The sequence below is a fragment of the Silvibacterium acidisoli genome (genome assembly GCA_022870745.1).
Lineage (GTDB): Bacteria > Acidobacteriota > Terriglobia > Terriglobales > Acidobacteriaceae > Silvibacterium.
The window spans coordinates 2,182,215-2,200,066 of sequence record CP085323.1 but is presented as its reverse complement, the minus strand read 5'-3'; the positions used below and the strand labels follow the sequence as shown (position 1 = coordinate 2,200,066).

The 17,852-nt window shown below is 60.3% G+C and carries 14 protein-coding genes; 4 read left to right on the top strand and 10 right to left on the bottom strand.

Annotation, left to right across the window (positions count from 1 at the left end):
* Window positions 1-96 precede the first annotated feature (96 nt).
* The 8 genes from LJD29_RS09030 to LJD29_RS08995 form a co-directional block, all read right to left on the bottom strand.
* Entirely contained in the window at window positions 97-1,038 is a 942-nt protein-coding gene (locus LJD29_RS09030; protein ID WP_446745432.1) for an LOG family protein, read from the bottom strand.
* 5 nt (window positions 1,039-1,043) lie between these two features.
* Entirely contained in the window at window positions 1,044-1,382 is a 339-nt protein-coding gene (locus LJD29_RS09025) for a hypothetical protein (protein ID WP_446745431.1), read from the bottom strand.
* Window positions 1,383-1,481: 99 nt separating this feature from the next.
* Complete coding sequence (gene typA / locus LJD29_RS09020) at window positions 1,482-3,278, bottom strand: translational GTPase TypA (RefSeq protein ID WP_446745892.1); 1,797 nt, start codon at window positions 3,276-3,278, stop codon at window positions 1,482-1,484.
* Between the two features lie 59 nt (window positions 3,279-3,337).
* Complete coding sequence (locus LJD29_RS09015) at window positions 3,338-3,862, bottom strand: Uma2 family endonuclease (protein WP_446745430.1); 525 nt, start codon at window positions 3,860-3,862, stop codon at window positions 3,338-3,340.
* 43 nt (window positions 3,863-3,905) lie between these two features.
* A complete protein-coding gene (locus tag LJD29_RS09010; protein ID WP_446745429.1) occupies window positions 3,906-5,210 on the bottom strand; it encodes an ABC transporter permease in 1,305 nt (434 codons plus the stop codon).
* Between the two features lie 81 nt (window positions 5,211-5,291).
* A complete protein-coding gene (gene trpE, locus LJD29_RS09005) occupies window positions 5,292-6,785 on the bottom strand; it encodes an anthranilate synthase component I (protein ID WP_446745428.1) in 1,494 nt (497 codons plus the stop codon).
* 45 nt (window positions 6,786-6,830) lie between these two features.
* Window positions 6,831-9,251: an ABC transporter permease gene (locus LJD29_RS09000; protein ID WP_446745427.1), complete on the bottom strand. Its 2,421-nt coding sequence runs from the start codon at window positions 9,249-9,251 to the stop codon at window positions 6,831-6,833.
* A 384-nt stretch (window positions 9,252-9,635) separates the two neighbouring features.
* On the bottom strand, window positions 9,636-12,056 hold the full coding sequence (locus LJD29_RS08995) for an ABC transporter permease (protein WP_446745426.1): 2,421 nt from the start codon (window positions 12,054-12,056) through the stop codon (window positions 9,636-9,638).
* A gap of 327 nt (window positions 12,057-12,383) precedes the next feature.
* Between LJD29_RS08995 and LJD29_RS08990 the strand changes: the two genes are divergently transcribed.
* The 3 genes from LJD29_RS08990 (at window position 12,384) to pgsA (ending at window position 15,219) form a co-directional block, all read left to right on the top strand.
* Window positions 12,384-13,652 (top strand): Glu/Leu/Phe/Val family dehydrogenase, encoded by a 1,269-nt coding sequence (locus tag LJD29_RS08990; RefSeq protein ID WP_446745425.1) that lies wholly within the window; start codon window positions 12,384-12,386, stop codon window positions 13,650-13,652.
* Window positions 13,653-13,727: 75 nt separating this feature from the next.
* Entirely contained in the window at window positions 13,728-14,465 is a 738-nt protein-coding gene (locus tag LJD29_RS08985) for a hypothetical protein (RefSeq protein ID WP_446745424.1), read from the top strand.
* A gap of 91 nt (window positions 14,466-14,556) precedes the next feature.
* Window positions 14,557-15,219 (top strand): CDP-diacylglycerol--glycerol-3-phosphate 3-phosphatidyltransferase, encoded by a 663-nt coding sequence (gene pgsA, locus LJD29_RS08980; protein WP_446745423.1) that lies wholly within the window; start codon window positions 14,557-14,559, stop codon window positions 15,217-15,219.
* 42 nt (window positions 15,220-15,261) lie between these two features.
* On the opposite strand, the gene LJD29_RS08975 is transcribed toward pgsA, so the two are convergent.
* Complete coding sequence (locus LJD29_RS08975) at window positions 15,262-16,617, bottom strand: ArnT family glycosyltransferase (RefSeq protein WP_446745422.1); 1,356 nt, start codon at window positions 16,615-16,617, stop codon at window positions 15,262-15,264.
* A 39-nt stretch (window positions 16,618-16,656) separates the two neighbouring features.
* Here LJD29_RS08975 and LJD29_RS08970 point away from each other — a divergent pair, with 39 nt between their 5' ends.
* Complete coding sequence (locus LJD29_RS08970; protein ID WP_446745421.1) at window positions 16,657-16,890, top strand: hypothetical protein; 234 nt, start codon at window positions 16,657-16,659, stop codon at window positions 16,888-16,890.
* A 111-nt stretch (window positions 16,891-17,001) separates the two neighbouring features.
* Here the strand turns inward: LJD29_RS08970 and LJD29_RS08965 are convergent, their stop codons facing one another.
* Complete coding sequence (locus LJD29_RS08965) at window positions 17,002-17,760, bottom strand: GvpL/GvpF family gas vesicle protein (RefSeq protein WP_446745420.1); 759 nt, start codon at window positions 17,758-17,760, stop codon at window positions 17,002-17,004.
* Window positions 17,761-17,852 lie beyond the last annotated feature (92 nt).

Below are 17,852 nucleotides of genomic sequence, written 5' to 3'. Positions count from 1 at the left end.
GGCATTACGGGCACGCAAAAGGAACTTCAAATTGCGCTGAGTATCGAGACGATTAACGTTACTAGTAAGATGCAACCGATATGGGATTTGGAAGTTTTAGGCGCGAGTCCGGCTGATCTCCGGTCGTAACGAGCTGTCTTCATCGGACCGCTCCGCCTCGGGAATCAGATGATTCACCGTCAATCCATCCTTCAGCAGCGCAAACGCCTCCTCCGGAGTATCGGCGAAGGTCAGCAGGTGGCGATCGCCCGGTGAGATGGCCCCTTTGTCTACAAGTACGTCGAGATTGATGACATCGTTCCAGTACCTCGACCCATAGAAAACAATGGTTATTTTCTTGGCCAGCTTTTGCGTCTGCGAAAGCGTCAGCAGCTCGAACATCTCGTCTAGCGTTCCGAAGCCGCCTGGAAAGACCACCAGCGCCTTCGCCAGGTAGGCGAACCAGTACTTTCGCATGAAAAAGTAATGGAACTCGAAGTTCAGGGCCGGAGTGATGTACCGGTTGGGATATTGCTCAAAAGGCAGCTTGATATTCAGGCCGATGCTCTTGCCGCCCGCTTCGTAGGCCCCACGGTTGGCGGCCTCCATGATGCCCGGACCACCACCTGAGGTGACCACGAAACGGTGCCGCTTCGACTGGAGAGTCATGGACCAATCGGTGAGCATGTGGGCGAGCCGGCGGGCATCTTCGTAATAGCGGGCCATTTCAACTGCGGCTTCGGCGCGGCGCAGGTTCAATTCCGTCTGGCGCTCTTCGGGCAGGCCGGGATGACCGGCCGGCTGCTCCTCGGATGGTGCTGGCCGGGCTGAGCCTGTGTTCTCCAGCAGTTCCAACTCCCGGCTTGCCTCATCGAGCGCACGAAATCGGGCCGAGCCGAAAAAAACCACCGTATCCTGGATGCCTTCGCGGCGAAAGCGGGCCAGCGGCTCGGAATACTCGGAGAGAATGCGAACGATACGGCCATCCGGGCTGTTCAGAAAGGCGGGATTCTCATAGGCAAGGGGCGCGCTTTCCAGAAGCTCGGGCTCTTCAGGCATCGGAATTAACTCTCTTTGTAAAAGATGGTGTCATGGACGGCGATGACAATATTCAGCAGGCCGAGGCCGGAGACGACCCCGCGGGCGGCTCCGGAGAGCGCAATGTGCGCCAGCGTGGGAAATACCACAAACCAGCGGCTCTCGTCCCAGAAATGCCCCCAGGGCAGCACAATCAGGATGAGTCCAAGATAAAGCCGGACGAGGACGCGGATGATCAGGTCGATGCGCTGCATCCAGCGTGGAGAGCGGGACTTTCTGCGCGTGTCACCGGGCACACCGCCGGGTGAAGGAATTCCTGTGTCGAGTGGCAACCGGGATGAGAAGAGATTCTGCTGCTGCGGCATGCTGTCCAGGCTCGGCGCGTGCCGGCAAAGCAATGCGCACGTCGAGAAGGGTATGTCCCAAATTAACACGGCCGGACCTTATCGGTCCGGCCGCAAGAGTTAGCGCTTGGGGCGCCGGTTGGCCTGCAGAACTTTCTTGCGCAGGCGGAGGTTTTTCGGAGTGATCTCGACCAGTTCGTCTTCCGCGATGAATTCGATCGCCTGCTCCAGATTGATGGCCCGGGGTGGCGTGAGGCGAACTGCTTCATCCGAAGAAGATGCACGCATGTTGGTCAGCTTCTTTTCGCGAACCACGTTCACGTCCAGATCGTTATCGCGCGAGTGCTCGCCGATGACCATGCCTTCGTAGACTTCAGTGCCGGCCGGGACGAACATGATGCCGCGATCCTGCAGGCCTTCGAGCGCGTAGGCGGTCGTTGTGCCCTGGCGGTCGGAGATCAGCGCGCCGCTGGGACGCTGCGGAATCTCGCCCTGGTACGGCATGTAACCGTCGAAGAGCGAGTTCATCACGATGGTGCCGCGGGTTTCGGTCAGCAGCTCGCTGCGCAGGCCGATCACACCGCGCGACGGTACGCGGAACTCCAGGCGGACGCGGCCCTGTCCGTGCATCTTGACCATTTCGCCCTTGCGGGGCCCAAGGCGCTCGATGACGGTGCCGACGAAGTTGTCTGGAATATCGATCGTGAGGTGCTCGACCGGCTCCATGAGCTGGCCGTCGATCTCGCGGGTGACGATCTCGGGGCGTCCAACCATCAGCTCGAAGTCTTCGCGGCGCATCATTTCGATCAGGATGGCCAGCTGCAGTTCGCCGCGGCCCAGGACCTTGAAGCTGTCCGGCGAGCCGGTGTCTTCAACGCGGATCGAGACGTTGGTCAGCAGTTCCTTTTCGAGACGCTCACGCAGGTTGCGCGAGGTCACAAACTTGCCTTCGCGGCCGGCGAAGGGCGAGTTGTTGACCGAGAACTGGATCGCGATGGTCGGCTCGTCGATGACGATCGGAGGCATCGGCGAAGGGTTCTCCACCGAGGTGATGGTTTCGCCGATGGTGATGCCGGTCACGCCGGCCACGGCGACGATATCGCCCAGCTCCGTCTCGGTGATATCGGTCCGCTTGAGGCCGCTGAAGCTGAAGAGCTTGGTGATGCGGGTCTTCTCGAGCTTGCCGTCCAGCTTCGAGATGTAGACTTCGTCGCCGGTCTTGAGCGTGCCGTTGAAGACGCGCGCGATGCCGAGGCGGCCGAGGTAATCGGAGTAGTCCAGGTTCGTCACCTGCACCTGCAGCGGCGCATTGGCGTCGCCCTTGGCAACCGGAAGCGTCTCGATGATCTGCTCGAAGAGCGGTTCGAGATCGGTGCCGACCTTGCCCAGTTCCTTCGAGGCCAGGCCGAGCTTGCCGTTGGTGTAGAGAACCGGGAACTCAAGCTGCTCTTCGTTGGCGTCGAGCTCGATGAACAGGTCATAGACCTCGTTCAGAACTTCCTGGGGACGCGCATCGGGGCGGTCGATCTTGTTGACCGTGACGATGATCGGCATGCCTGCTTCGAGAGCCTTGCCGAGCACGTAGCGGGTCTGCGGCAGGGGGCCTTCCGAGGCATCGACCAGCAGCATGACGCCGTCGACCATCTTGAGAGCGCGTTCCACTTCGCCGCCGAAGTCGGCGTGGCCCGGGGTGTCGACGATGTTGATCTTGTGGCCCTTGTAGAAGATGGCCGTGTTCTTGGCGAGAATCGTGATGCCGCGCTCGCGTTCGAGATCGTTCGAGTCCATGACACGGTCGGCGACGGCCTCGTTGGCGCGGAAGGTTCCGGCCTGGCGAAGCATGGCGTCTACCAGCGTGGTCTTGCCGTGGTCGACGTGGGCGATGATGGCGATGTTGCGGATAGTGCTCACAGGGATTTCCTAATCTCTTTCTGTTTGGTCGTTCGGGTGTGATGCCCGGTGTGTTTTCTAAAGCTTTATCGTGCGCGATCTTCGTCGATCGCAGCGAAGATCGACGCCAGGTCGATGTGAATCGGACCGGCATCGAAGACGCCCGTCTCCACCCACTCGCCACTTGAGCAGTCAAAACCCTTGCGCGTAGCCGGGTCAACGACCCAGACGTTTGTTACGCCCATGCGGCGGTAGTCTTCGAGACGCTCAGCGTAGCGAGGAATGCGGTCCTCAGGGGAAAGAATTTCGACGACAGCAACTGGAGGCGTCTGGATCACCTGTTCGCGTGGGGCGTCGACGGAGATCAGCGCGACATCGGCAACGCGCACACGCGAGTCCGATACACGGATGCGGATGGTCGGTAGAGAATGCACCCCCCATTGCGGCTTGCTGTCTCGAAACTGCCAGATCAGTTCGCCAAGCATCTCCGAATGCTCGATCAGCCCGACATTTCTCTCCTCGACAACCCCGTCCACAAAGTCGCAGTCCGGCCGGTAGCTCGTATGGAGATACTCGCTCACAGAAATCGGAAGTGGGGTCGCGGTAGCCATCGCTTATAGCTGTTCCTGTTTCCAGTCTATCAGCGAGGACAAATTACTCGTACTTCAGCGATTCGACGGGGTCCATCCGGGCCGCGCGGTTCGCCGGCAGCGTTCCGAAGATCACGCCAATCGCGGTCGAGGTCACCAGCGCGATAATCACCGACCAGGGATCGATGGGCAGCGGGTAATCCGTAAACACGCGCACCGAGATCGGCAGCGCCAGCCCGATCACCGAGCCCACAATACCGCCGCTGAGCGAGATAAAGACAGCTTCGATCAGAAACTGCAACTTGATTTCGCGTGCCGTGGCTCCAAGCGCCTTACGGATACCAATCTCGCGGATACGCGAGCGCACCGTGGCCAGCATGATGTTCATGATGCCGACACCGCCAACGGCGAGCGTCACCGCCGAAACCAGCAGCAGAACAACCGTGAGCGCATTGGCAATTGCGTCAGCCGTCGAGAGAAGCGATGTGAGGGTCGTCGTCTGGTAGACCGAGCTGGCCAGGTGGCGCGAATGCACCACGGCCTTGATCTCGCGCGAGGCCTCTTCCACGTCTCCGGCATCGCGGATCGAGAAGAAAATCTGCTTCACCTGGTCGGTTCCGGTAAAGTACCGGCCCACCGTGTACGGAATCAGGATGGTCTCGTCGGCGATCTCCGACTGGCCGAAGGTGTCGACGCTCTCCTTGAAGGTCCCGATGATGGTGAAGGGGATGCCGGTCAGCTGAAAGGTCTGGTTGATGGCCGCGTCCGGGCTGCCGAAAAGCTCCCTGGCAAACGCCTCGGTTACCACGGCGACCTTGGTGTGCGTGGTCTCGTCCACATCGTCGAAGAAGCGGCCCGAGAGCACGATCAGGTTGCGCACCGGGCGATATTGCGGGTTCACGCCCAGCACCAGAACGTCTTTCGCAACGCCTCCGGGGAAGGTCACCCGGTCATGCATTTCGAGCATGGGCGAGGAAAGCGACACCGCCGGCACCTGCTCGTCTACTGCGTCTTCGTCGTCGTGGGTCAGGAAGTCATTGCGATATTCGTTGATCGCGCCCGAGCCGCCACCCTCGTACTCGAGCATCACCATGTTGGTGCCGATGCCGTGCAACTCGTCCAGAATGAACTTCTTACCGGTAAGGCCGATGGTCACGACCAGGATCAGCGAGGCCGATCCGATGACCATGCCCAGCGCCGTCAGGGCAAAACGCACCTTGCTGGCCCGGAAGCTGTCGATGGCCAGCTTGACGATTTCGCTGAGCACCATCGTCCGCTTGGCGCTGTCCAGGGTCCGCTGGAAGGAGCGGCGGCTGGCGTGGCGCGCTGGAGGGGGCGATGTTGGCGGAGGTGCGGCAGTCGATGACATACGTAAAAAAGAGCAGCCCTTGAGGACGGATCAGCAGAGGGCTGCTCTATTGATGCTACTCGTTGCAGGACGGATTGAAAATCACTGGCCCCGTGCCCGCTCGATGGCGCGGATCACAGCCCGTGACTTGTTGACTGTTTCCTCGTATTCCTTTTCCGGATCGGAATCGGCGACGACGCCACCGCCAGCCTGCACATAGCCTTGCTTACCCTTCATCAGAAGCGTGCGGATAGCGATGCAGGAGGTGAGGTTTCCGGAGAAATCCGCATAGAGCACGCTGCCGCCGTAGATGCCGCGGCGCGTCGGCTCCAGTTCCTCGATGATCTCCATGGCGCGGATCTTCGGCGCACCGCTCAACGTTCCCGCCGGGAAGCAGGCGCGGAAGGCATCGATGGCGCTCATGCCCTCGCGCAGGCGGCCCTCGATGGCGCTGACCAGATGCATGACGTGCGAGTAGCGCTCGACGAACATCAGGTCCTTCACGCGCACCGTGCCGTAGTCGCTCACACGGCCCACATCGTTGCGGCCCAGGTCGACCAGCATTACGTGCTCGGCGATCTCCTTCTCGTCGTGACGCAGTTCTTCTTCTATGCGCAGGTCGGTATCTTCATCGGCAGAGCGGGGCCGCGTACCGGCGATGGGGCGGTATTCCACCTTGCGGCCCTGCACGCGGACCAGCATCTCCGGCGAAGAGCCTACGATGTGGATCTGCTCGTCTTCAAGACCGGTCCGCAGGAAGTAGAGGTACGGCGACGGGTTGACGATGCGCAGCGCACGATAGATGGAGAAGGGATCGACGCCCGGCTCGACATTGAAGCGCTGCGACGGAACCACCTGGAAGATGTCTCCGGCAGCGATGTATTCCTTGGCCTGCTCGACCATCTTCAGGTAGGTCCGCTTCTTGATCTGCGGCTCGATCTTCAGCGTGCCCGCAATGCGCTTGTTACGCTGCTTCGGCAGCGGTTCGCCCAGGCGCCTTTCGAGACGATTCAGCCTGCGCAGCGTGCTGTCGTAAGCCGCTGCCGGTGACTGCTTGCGGACGTCGGCCGTCACGATCAGCAGGATCTCCTTCTTCGCGTGGTCAAAGGCTAGCACCTCGTCGAAGAACATCAGGCAGGCATCGGGCATGCCCAGGTCGTCCTTCGCCAGCGCGGGAAGCTTTTCGATCTGACGAACCACGTCGTAGGTAAAGAAGCCGACGGTTCCGGCGGTAAACGGAGGCAGCCCGGCGACACGCGCGGGAGTGTGGCCTTCAATAGCCTCTTTCCACAACGCGAAGATATCGCCCTGCTGCCGCTTCGTCTTCTTGCCTTCGCGGATCTCGATGTCATTGCCGCGCGCCACGATGCGCCGATACGGACGGATACCGATGAAGGTGTAACGTCCGACATTCTCGCCGCCTTCGACGGATTCGAGCATGAAGCACTCGGGCTCATCGGCGGCCATGCGCAGAAACGCGGTGATCGGCGTCTCCACGTCCGCTGTAAGCGTGCGGTAGAGGGGAACGAGCGTATGTGTGCGTGCCAGCCGCAAGAACTCTGCACGCGCCGGAAGTGAATTGGCTTCGGGTCGCATGATTCAGTTCTCATGGTAAACAAAATTGTTTACAGCAAACAGAAATCACTCCGTACGCAGCACCCGCATCGGCTGGGTCGAAGCAGCGCGGCTAGCCGGAACAAGGCAGGCGACCAGAGCCGCAATCAGCAGCACCACTCCTACCGCGAGAAAGGCGACCGCATCGAACGCGGCAACTCCAAAGAGCACGCTCTGCATGGCGCGGCCGATGAAGTAGCTGCTCGCCAGGCCCAGCACCAGCCCGCCTGCGGCGAGAATCATGCCGTCCCAAAGAACCAGCCGGATCACCCGGCCACGGTCCGCGCCCAGTGCCATGCGCAGGGCAATCTCGTGCGAACGCTGCGCCACCGAGAAGGTCATCACGCCATAGATGCCGCTGGCCGCGAGCAGCAGGGCAATCAACGCAAAGGTGCCGAAGAGCAACAGCGTGAAGCGGTCGCCTGCAAGCACGTTGTCGCGAACCTGCTCCATGGTCTCCGGCTCGCTCACGGCGATCTCCGCATCGACTTTGTGAACAGCGTCCGTGATGCTGCGCGTCATCGCTCCGGGATCGTTTGCCGTACGCACAGCAATCGCAGCCGAGGGCCACGGGATCTGCCAGAACGGTATGTACAACTGCGGATCGGGACCGCGCAGGTCATTGCGCACATTGTGGATGACGCCGACGATCTGCCACTCGATGGGAGGCCCGAGTTTTGTCACTCCGGGGATCAGCTGCTCGACCATCACCCCTTCGCGCAGCGGGTCCTTGCCGGCAAGAAAGCGGTGAACGAACTCCTCATTTACCACCGCTACGTGCGGACTGGTTGCTGTGTCCTGCTCGGTGAAGAAGCGTCCTTTTTCCAGCTGAATACTGAAGGTCTGAAGGTAGTCGGGCGTGGCCATGCCGAAGCGGGTCAAAGGCCGCTGCGAAGGATCGGAATAGGTCTGGCCGCCGGCAATCGTGAAAGGCATTCCAAAACCCAGCCCGTAAAGCGGAGTGCCGGTCGCCGCCTCGACCGAGGTCACTCCAGGAACAGCGCGGATGGAATCGAGCATGCGATGGTAATAGGCCGTGATCACCGCAGGCTCTTTCGACCGCGAATCGGGAACCGGAAGAAAGAAGGTCAGAATGTGGTCGGTGCGCACGCCCAGCTCCACGCGGGACAGGTTCCAGAAGCTATGGATCGTCAGGCCCGCTCCAGCGAGGAGTGCAAGCGCCATGGCGAACTCGCCTACGACCAATATCTGGCGCAGCCGTTTGCGTCCCAGGCTGGTGCCACTGCGGGACCCTTCACGCAGTGCATCTGCCGGGTCGGTCCGTGAGGCCTGCCACGCCGGAACGCAACCGAAGACGATGCCTGCCAGCGTCGCGCAGCCGAGGGTGAAGAGCAGTACAGGGATGTTCAGGGTGAGACTGGCTTCGCTCGGCAACGTGTCCTGGGGCATGACGCTGATCAGCCCGCGCAGCATGGCGTAGCCGACGCCAACACCCAGCGCGCCGCCCGCCAGCGCGAGCATGATGCTCTCGGTCAAAAGCTGAGCGAAGAGCGTGGCCGGTTTCGCGCCCAGCGAGGAGCGCACCGCCATCTCCTTCTGCCGTGTCAGGCTGCGGGCCAGCAACAAATTCGCCACGTTCACGCAGGCGATCAGGAGCACGAAGCCAACCGCGCCGAGCAGCAGCCACAGGGTGCGAATGCGTTCCGGCGGGATAAAGTCATTCTTCAACGGCTCGATCATCGCGCCCCAGCCATGATTGCTCTTGGGATACGTAGCGGCGATGTGTGCGGCGACTGCATCCATGTCGGCGGAGGCCTGCGCGCGGGTCACTCCATCTTTCAGGCGTCCCATAACAAGCAGCCAGTGGAAGTCGTGATTGATCTGCTCCGTCTTGAATGCCAGCGGAACCGCCAGGTCTCCCATGCCACGATCAAAGACCCCTTCGGGCAGGACGCCGACAACGGTATAGGGCTCGCCGTTCATGCGCAGCGATGTGCCTATGATCTTCGGATTCGATCCGAGCCGCATCCATCGCTTGTGGGTGAGGATGACCTCGTGATCATGCCCAACCTGTCCCTCTTCGGGCAGAAATCCCCGGCCAAGAAACATGGGCAGCCCGAGCATGTGGAACCAGCCTGGAGTGACCATGCGCCCTTCCACGCGATCCGGCTGATCGGCAGTGGCCATGTTGAAGCTGGTTCCGGTCCAGGCATTCAGATCCTGAAAGGTCGTGTTCTGCTGCTTCCAGTCGAGAAAGTCTCCGGCGGAAATCCCGTTCCGATTGCCCTGGATCTTCGACCAGACCATGTAGATCTGGTCGGGGTTCCGGTAAGGAAGCGGTTGCATCAGGGTTGCGTAATCGACGGTGAAGATGGCCGTATTGGCGCCTACGCCGAGCGCCAGGGTGAGAAGAATCGTGAACGTCAGGCCCAGGTGGTTGCGCATACTGCGCAACCCGTAACGGATGTTCTGCGCAAGACTGCCCATCGTCGTCCTCCCGCGATACGGCAAATATCAAGCAACGTCTTTTCGATCTGGATAAGCCGGCCTGCACACAAGAACGTTCGCTGATGGCAAAACGTTCAGAAAAACTGAAAACATCTTGCCCGCACTCCGCCCCTATTCGGATTCCGAATGCGTGCGCGACCTTTATCCCACGTCCACCAATTGTTTGGCAAGCGTTCCGTGGCTGGCCTTCTGAACACAATGAGGAAGCTGCTCCGGCGAATCCTCCACATTTGTCATTCCGTACGAAGTGAGGAACCTGCTTTCGCGATTTCTGTGCGGGCAAAAGTGCCGATCCCTCACTTCATTCGGGATGACGAGCCTGAATGACTCACAGAATCAAGCACCATTCAGTAACCCTGAGCATTACTCCATGCGCAGTACCTGCATCGGCTCGGTGGAGGCGGCACGTCGCGCCGGAATTACGCAGGCGATGAGCGCGGCAACGATCAGGACAAGCCCTACACTGAGGAACGCGACAAGATCCAGAGCAGCAACGCCGTAGAGAATGCCCTGCATTGCCCGGCCGATAAAGTAGCTGCCGAAGAGGCCAAGCACCAGTCCGCCGGCTGCGAGAAGCAGGCCTTCGCGCAGCACCAGCTCGATCACCCTGGTGCGGTCCGCCCCCAGCGCCATGCGAAGAGCAATCTCCTGCGAGCGCTGCTCGACTGAGAAAGCCATCACTCCATAGATTCCCGTAGCAGCCAGCAGCAGGGCTATCGCGGCGAACGTTCCGAAGAGCATCAGGGTAAAGCGGTCGCCGGAGAGCACATTGTCGCGGACCTGCTCCATGGTTTCCGGCTGGTCGACCGCAACCTCAGGGTCAACCTTGTGAATGGCCTCCGTGATGCTGTGCGTCATCGCTCCCGGATCGTTTGCCGTGCGCACGCCGATCGCAGCCGACGGCCACGGGCTTTGCCAGAAGGGAACGAGCACCTGCGGCACGGGCCCGCGCAGCTCGTCGCGTACGTTGTGAATCACACCGACGATCTGCCATTGAACCGATGGCGCCACGCGATTCACGCCGGGAATGAGCTCGTCGATCGATAGCGTGGTCTTCAACGGGTCTTTGCCGCCGAGAAACTGCCGGGCGAACTCTTCATTCACCACCGCGACGCGCGGACTTCCGGCGGTATCGTTTTCCGAGAAGAGGCGGCCGTGAATCAACCGCACTCCGAAGGTTTTGAAGTAATCCGGAGACACCATGCCGAAGCCGGTATCCGGGCGTTGCGACGAGTTGGCAAAGGTCTCGCCGCCTACGATCGAGAAGCCCATTCCGTAGCCCATTCCGTAGAGCGGAGTACCTGAGGCCGAGGACGCAGAGATGACACCTGGGACGGCACGAATTGAATCCAGAATGCGCCGGTAGTAGGCGCGTATATCGTCGGGGTTCTTCGAACGCGAGTCTGCCACCGGCAGGCTGAGCGTCAGCACGTGATCGGTGCGCACTCCCAGGTCAACACGCGAAAGGTTCCAGAAGCTGTGAATGCTCAACCCCGCGCCGGCAAGCAGTGCAAGCGCCATCGCAAACTCACCGACGACCAGCGTCTGCCGCAGACGCCTGCGCCCTAAGCCAACCCCGGTGCGAATGCTTTCGCGCAGTGCGTCGGAAGGATCGACCCTGGAGGCCTGCCATGCCGGAACGCATCCGAAGACAAGACCCGCCAGCGTCGCGCAGCCAAGCGTGAAAAGCAACACGGGCAGATTCAGCGTGAGGTCGGCCTCGTTTGGCAGCGTGTTCTGCGGCAGAATGCTGACCAGGCCGCGCAGCATGGCGTCTCCCACCCCCACGCCGAGAATGCCGCCGATGACCGCAAGCATCAGGCTCTCGGTCAAAAGCTGGCCAAAGAGCGTGCCTGAACTTGCGCCCAGCGAGGCTCGCACTGCCATCTCCTTCTGGCGCGTCATGCTTCGGGCCAGCAGCAGGTTGGCCACGTTCGCGCAGGCAATCAGCAGGACAAAGACGACGACTCCCAGCAGCATCCAGAGAGTACGAACGCGCTCCGGCGGGAGGAAGTCGTTCTTGAGTGACTCGATCCGCGCGCCCCAGCCGTTGTTGTATTGCGGAAAGGCCGCGGCAATGCGTGCAGCGATTGCGTCCATATCGGCCGACGCCTGCGCGCGGGTTACTCCCGGCTTCAACCTGCCGGTCAGATGAAGCCAATGGAAATTATGGTTGATCTGGTCGGGAGTGAAAGCGAGCGGAACAACGAGGTCACCCTGGTTTCTGTCTGAGATGCCTTCAGGCAACACGCCAACCACCGTATAAGGCAGGCTATTGAGGCGTATCGTGGTTCCGATCACGCTCCGGTTCGAGCCCAGGCGTGTCCAAAGCTTGTGGGTCAGGATGACCTCATGCTCGCGGCCAACCTGGCCTTCTTCAGGCAGAAAATCGCGGCCCAGGAACATGGGCAGGCCCAGCATGCGCAGGTAGCCCGGGGTCGCGATACGCGCCCATATCTGCTCGGGCTGCTCCGCAGTGGCGAGGTTGTAGTTGGCCCCGGTAAGCGCATTCAGGTCCTGAAAGGTCGAGTTCTGACGCTTCCATTCAAGAAAGTCGGCTGCGGAAACCACATTCCGGTTTCCATGGTCGAGGGACCAGACGTTGAACAGCTGCTCCGGATGCGGATAGGGCAGCGGTTGCAACAACGTCGCATAGTCCACCGTGAAGATCGCGGTGTTAGCGCCAACACCGAGAGCCAGCGTAAGGAGAATGGTAAGTGTCAGTCCAAGGTGGTTGCGCATGCTGCGCAGGCCATAGCGGATGTTTTGGGCAAGAACTGCCATCGTTTCTCCGGCCTTTCCTTCGTGCAATGGTGTATCAGCACGCGCGCGGCCACAGGTTCACGGCTATTAAAACCATACGAGTGCGGGATTTAGCCGGTCTGCCGATAGAAAAACCAGCGATGAACCGTTCAAAAACGATTGTGGTTGTTCATTCCCGGACGCTGAAGGACCCGGCGAAAAGTGATGTTTTGAACATGAGTGGTAACCACATCCCACCAACGCGGGGTTGATTGGCGAAATTCCCGAGGCCTATACTCGGTGAGTTTGGGCCTACTGCCGCGTCTATATAGGTGTTGGGGCCTTTACGGCAAGGAGTAGAACAGAGGTATGGCATCCACACTGACGCTCGAGCAGGAAATTAATCCCTGGGAAGCCCAGGCTGCACGTTTCGATTTCGCCGCCCGCAAATTAAACCTGGATGAAGGTTTGTGGCGGGTTTTACGGCATCCTTCGCGTGAGATCATCGTTCATTTTCCCGTACAGATGGACGATGGGCGCATTGAGGTCTTCACTGGCTTCCGCGTGCAACACTCGCAGGCTCGCGGCCCGGGCAAGGGCGGTATCCGCTACGCGCCCGATGTCTCGCTCGACGAGATGCGGGCCCTCGCAAGCTGGATGACCTGGAAGTGCGCAGTGGTCAATATTCCATTCGGGGGCGCCAAGGGCGGAGTCATCTGCGACCCGAAGAAGATGTCAGCCGGCGAGCTGGAACGCATGACCCGCCGCTATACCGCCGAAATTATCGACTTCATCGGGCCGGAAAAAGACGTGCCCGCGCCCGACGTCAACACCAATGAGCAGACGATGGCCTGGATCATGGATACCTATTCCATGCACATGCGCCAGGCCGTGACCAGTGTCGTAACCGGCAAACCGCTCACCATCGGCGGTTCGCGCGGGCGCCGCGAGGCCACCGGACGCGGAATCAGCGTGGTATGCGATGAGGCGCTCAAGCACCTGAACATCCAGCGAGACGGCTGCAAGGTCATCATCCAGGGCTTTGGCAACGTCGGTTCCAATGCAGCCCGCCTGATGCAGGAGAAAGGGTACAAAGTCATCGGCATCGCCGAGTATGAGGGCGGCCTTTACAACCCGGAGGGCATCGACGCCTGCTCGCTGCTCGAATACCGGCAGCGCAACGGTACTGTCCTTGGATTCCGGGGGGCGGAAGCCGCCGACCCGGTTGAGCTGATGACAACCGAGTGCGACATCCTGATCCCCGCGGCGACTGAAAACGTAATCACCAGCCGCAACGCCGATCGCATCAAGGCACGTATCGTCTGCGAAGGCGCCAACGGTCCGACGACCGCCGTCGCCGATGAAATCCTTGCCGACAAGCGCATCTTCATCATTCCTGACATCCTCGCGAATGCCGGCGGCGTCACCGCCTCCTACTTCGAGTGGGTGCAGGACCGTCAGGGCTACTTCTGGAAGGAAGCCCTGGTCAACGATCAGCTCGACAGCATCCTGGCCGAGAGCTTCGACGATGTCGTCCGCTATTCTGAGGCGCACGCGGTAAATAACCGCATCGCCGCCTACATGCTGGCAATCGATCGCGTGGCCTTCACCATCCGCCAGCGCGGCTTCTACGCCTGAATTTCATCAGGATTTCAGAAGAGAAAGGGGCGCATTCGCGCCCCTTTCGAGCTATGCTGCCTGCGTGAGGGATGTATGCGCCGTTCGTTTTCGTTGGCCGTTCCGATCCTCCTGCTGATTCTCTTGCCGGTTTCTCTTGCGCAGACGCCACCCGATTATCGCGGTGTGTCCATTCGGGCTCACGGCGTTTTCGTCACCCCCGTTCCGGACGCGCCATTTAGTGCCACGGTCGAAATCGTCTCAAAACAAATGGTCGATGGCAGCCTGACCGTGATCCGCACCTCGACCGCCCATATCGCCCGCGATGCGGCCGGTCGCATTTATAACGAAATGCGTGCGCAGGTTCCGCCGTCTTTCCAGGGCGAGCCGCCCCTGATTTCCGCGCACATTTACGATCCGAATACCCGCTTGAGCACCTTCCTGAATCCGCAGACGAAGCTTGCACGGCAGATACTGCTGGCGAGGCCGATGCCGCAGAAAAGCCCTGAGCCGGACAATGAGCCCAAACCCGGCGCGCGACTCGAGAAGGTTGAGAACACTGGCGAACAAACGCTGGACGGGCTACACCTGGAGGGCGTCCGCAAGACCTGGACGGTACCGGCAGCAGCAAGCGGCACGGGCACTTCTGTCGAGATCGCTGATCTATATTGGTACTCCTCTGACCTGACGATGTATGTCCTGATTCAGCACGACGATCCGCGCACCGGCGAACAGATCGTGGCACTCAAGGACATTCGGCGGACCGAGCCTGACGCGTCACTATTCACCATTCCAGCCAATTACCGCGTGGTCGACGAGACGCCACAGCGCTAGAGCCTGCCAGCGCCGCACCGGGTGGTGCATAATGTGCTTAGGCAAAGCCTTCGCTTCAAGGGCCGCTGGCCGCCTTCATTCTGAGCAAACCGTGAATCTGCCAAACTCCATCACGCTGAGCCGCATCTTCGCGATTCCGGTTTTTCTGTGGATGCTTTCGCCCCACTTTCCGCATGGCTCGTGGCACGGCGAACAGGAAATCCTGACATCTCTGTTCTTTATCCTGTGCTCGATCACCGATGGTGTGGACGGTTACCTGGCCCGCAAGCGCGGCCAGATCACGACCATGGGCATGCTGCTCGACCCGCTGGCCGATAAACTGCTCGTCTCCGCCGCCTATATCACGCTCATCCAGTACAACCCGCACGTGGTAAAGCCCTGGATCGCCGTCGTTGTGATCGGCCGCGAGTTCCTGGTGAGCGGCCTGCGCTCCATCGCTGCCTCCGAGGGATTCACGATCGCCGCGAGCGATCTCGGCAAACTCAAGACTGTCATCCAGATCGTCTCGGTCGTGTCGATCATCCTCGACCATGGCTGGACGGCCTGGCACTTCGGCTGGTTCATCATGCCGGTCGACCTGATCGCAGTCGTTGGCGTGTACTACGTGGTGGTGGTTTCGGTCATTTCCGCAATCGACTATTTTGTCGCCTTCTGGCGCAAGATCGATCACGTTTCGAGCGACAAGCGCACGCGGGACAATAGCTTCGTTCTGTCCCGCGGCAAGAAAGACCTGCCTGCTGCAAATAAGGTCTAATTACCGGAAACAGAAAGCAGTGATCAAAGCAGTGATCCGGGATTATTTCTGTACGATCGTCCCGATTTCCAGCGTTGTGCCTCTCTCTATCCTCGTAAACTCCATCCCATGCGGCAACACGGCCTCGAGCGCCGGATCGAGCAGGATCAGCCGTGGCTGGTTCGACACAAATCGCTCAAGCGGCTGAGGATTCGCATACCGTTGCGCCTCCTGCAGGGTGTCAGGCAGGCTGCCCAGGTAAACCTGCTGTAGCGGCCTCCGCGCCACGAAGAGCAATGCAGGCAGCTGCGTCACGGCATCCTGCTGCCAGAGCAGGATCGGGCCCTCTGCCTCTGCCGCGGGTGTAGCCAAGGTCTTTCTGAGGAGCGTGACGGCCTCCTGCTCCTGAAACTGGGCGGCACGCCCTTGCAAACCGCCATTCAGGCCCTCGTTCAGGTGACGCTGCGGAATGCGGCGGAGAGCTGCTCCTGCGGCGAACGCAGCCACCAGGGCGACCAAAGCTGCGAGGTTTTGCTTCTTCGTTTTTCCCGCAAGCCAGCTTGCCAGCCAGTCACCGGTGAGAAGCGCCAGTGCAGGATAGGCGGGGAAGATGTATTTCGGGCTGCGCGTCTGCACCACGGAAAAGAAGATCAGCGTCACAGCGGCGAAGACCGCCCAGGGCCGAAGCTCAACCCTGCTCAGGCCACGCCAGAGCGCCCCCGGGTACAGCAACAGCCAGGGCAACGCATACACCAGCAGAACCAGTCCGTAGTACCACCAGTGGCTGGTGTGGCCTTCCATCTGGCTGGTGGCGCGGGTCAGAACGTGCATGCCGAGGTATTCATCGACAAAGCCGCGCCCGTAGAGATGAAGCATCGCCAGATGCCAGGGCAGCACCAGCGCAAGGAATCCGAGCAGCCCCAGGAAGAACCTGCGGCCCAGCACCCGCAGCTCCGGGCCGCCTGCAACCCACAGTCCGGCCAGAGTGAGCGGCAGGGTAACGCTGGCCGCCCCTTTGGTCATGGCGGCGACAGCAAACCCGATCCAGAAGCAGTACCAGCCGCGCAGATCTCCACGGCCTACGGCAGCCAATCCGCACACAGCCACCATGCAGCCGACGGTGAGCAGGGCATCGAGCTCACCCATGTGGGTAACGCGCAGAAAACCGAACGTCGTGAGCAGGATGACCGTCGCCAGCCACGCTGCCCGGGCGCCGCGCAGCCGCCATGCGCTTGCGTGGACGATGGCCACCAGTCCAACCCCGGAGAATGCCGAAAGGGCACGTGCCCAGAAACTGCTGACACCAAATAGTCGAAAGAAGGTTGCGGTGATCCAGAGGGCGAGTGGGGGTTTTTCCAGCCAGAGCTGGAAGTGCCAGTGAGGAACGAGCCAGGCGCGTCCGGGAAATTCACGCGCCACCTCGGCATAGATCGCTTCGTCCCAGCTGGCTAACGGCTTATGGCCGAGAAATGGCAGCAGTACCGCCGCCGCCAGGGCGATCGCGGAAGCCGTCGAGAGCCGCCGGTTTTGCCGATACGATTCTGGAATTACGGTACGAATGATGCGATTTTACCGGCGGAAAATGTCAGTGGCAGGATGTGCGGTAGACGAAAAAATCTTTTTCAAAAAAACCAGACAATCGCCGGAGAAAATCTGCGTCCTTTTACACCGACTCTTCCGTCTGTTGTTTGAGAGGCTCGGGCGGGAGCTCATCCAGAGAACTCCCCCGCTTGCAGCCTCTACTAAGAAGCCCCGGTGGTTCGTGGGTCCGCCGGGGCTCTTCTATTTTTCCTATTGGAAATTTTACGCTGAAACAGCGTGACCGTGCGAATGACCCGCCCGGGTCAACTGGTGCACGAAATGGTACGGAGGCCAGGGTCCTGAAAGCTGCATCTGGCAGTCCTTCATCAGCTGGCTGGCGCTTGAATACTTATTCTGGTAGCGCTCTACACCTTTGTGATCAATGAGATGAGCAATGTCGAGCAGCATCTTGCCTGCCTCGGTGCGCTTGCAGCTGATCTCTTCGGCGAGCGGCGCAAACATCCGGTGCATCTGCACGGAAATAGCGCGCGCTTTGGTCTGTCGCTCTCTCTGGAGCGTGGCGCTTTCGCGCAGGTTGCTAAGGTATTCCCGTCCTACGGCAGCGACTTCCGGCATATACCGGCGAATCTGGTCACGGCAGCAATCGTCGAGGGTCACCTTGAGATGCATCTCGGCCTTGCCGCGCAGGCGTTCGATATTGGTCACGAACTGGCGCTGGTTGGAACGAATCGAACGGCGAAGGCTCTCGTCGTCGGCAAATACAGTTCCAAAACGGAACGGCAGGACTGTAGAGGTCTTGAAACAATCCGCAATCACACGTGCGTGGTCCATAGCTGCCCGCTGATTCAGATTGTCGGTTGGGGAGTGCTCGCTGACGATAACTGCTAGATCACTGGCTGGATATAAGAAGACTTGATTGCCCTGAATTCCCGCCACCCTTTCCATCGGTACTGGCTTACGGTGACGGTCCAACTCAGGAAAGGCTTGTTTCTCGGTGATGCAGTAGGCATACCATGCCATAGAATTTCGCTCCACTGGATTCTCTGGATTGACACATCGGCAACTGGGAAGACTGCATTGCTTTATTTCGACTATGGCCCCGCCGACCGTGG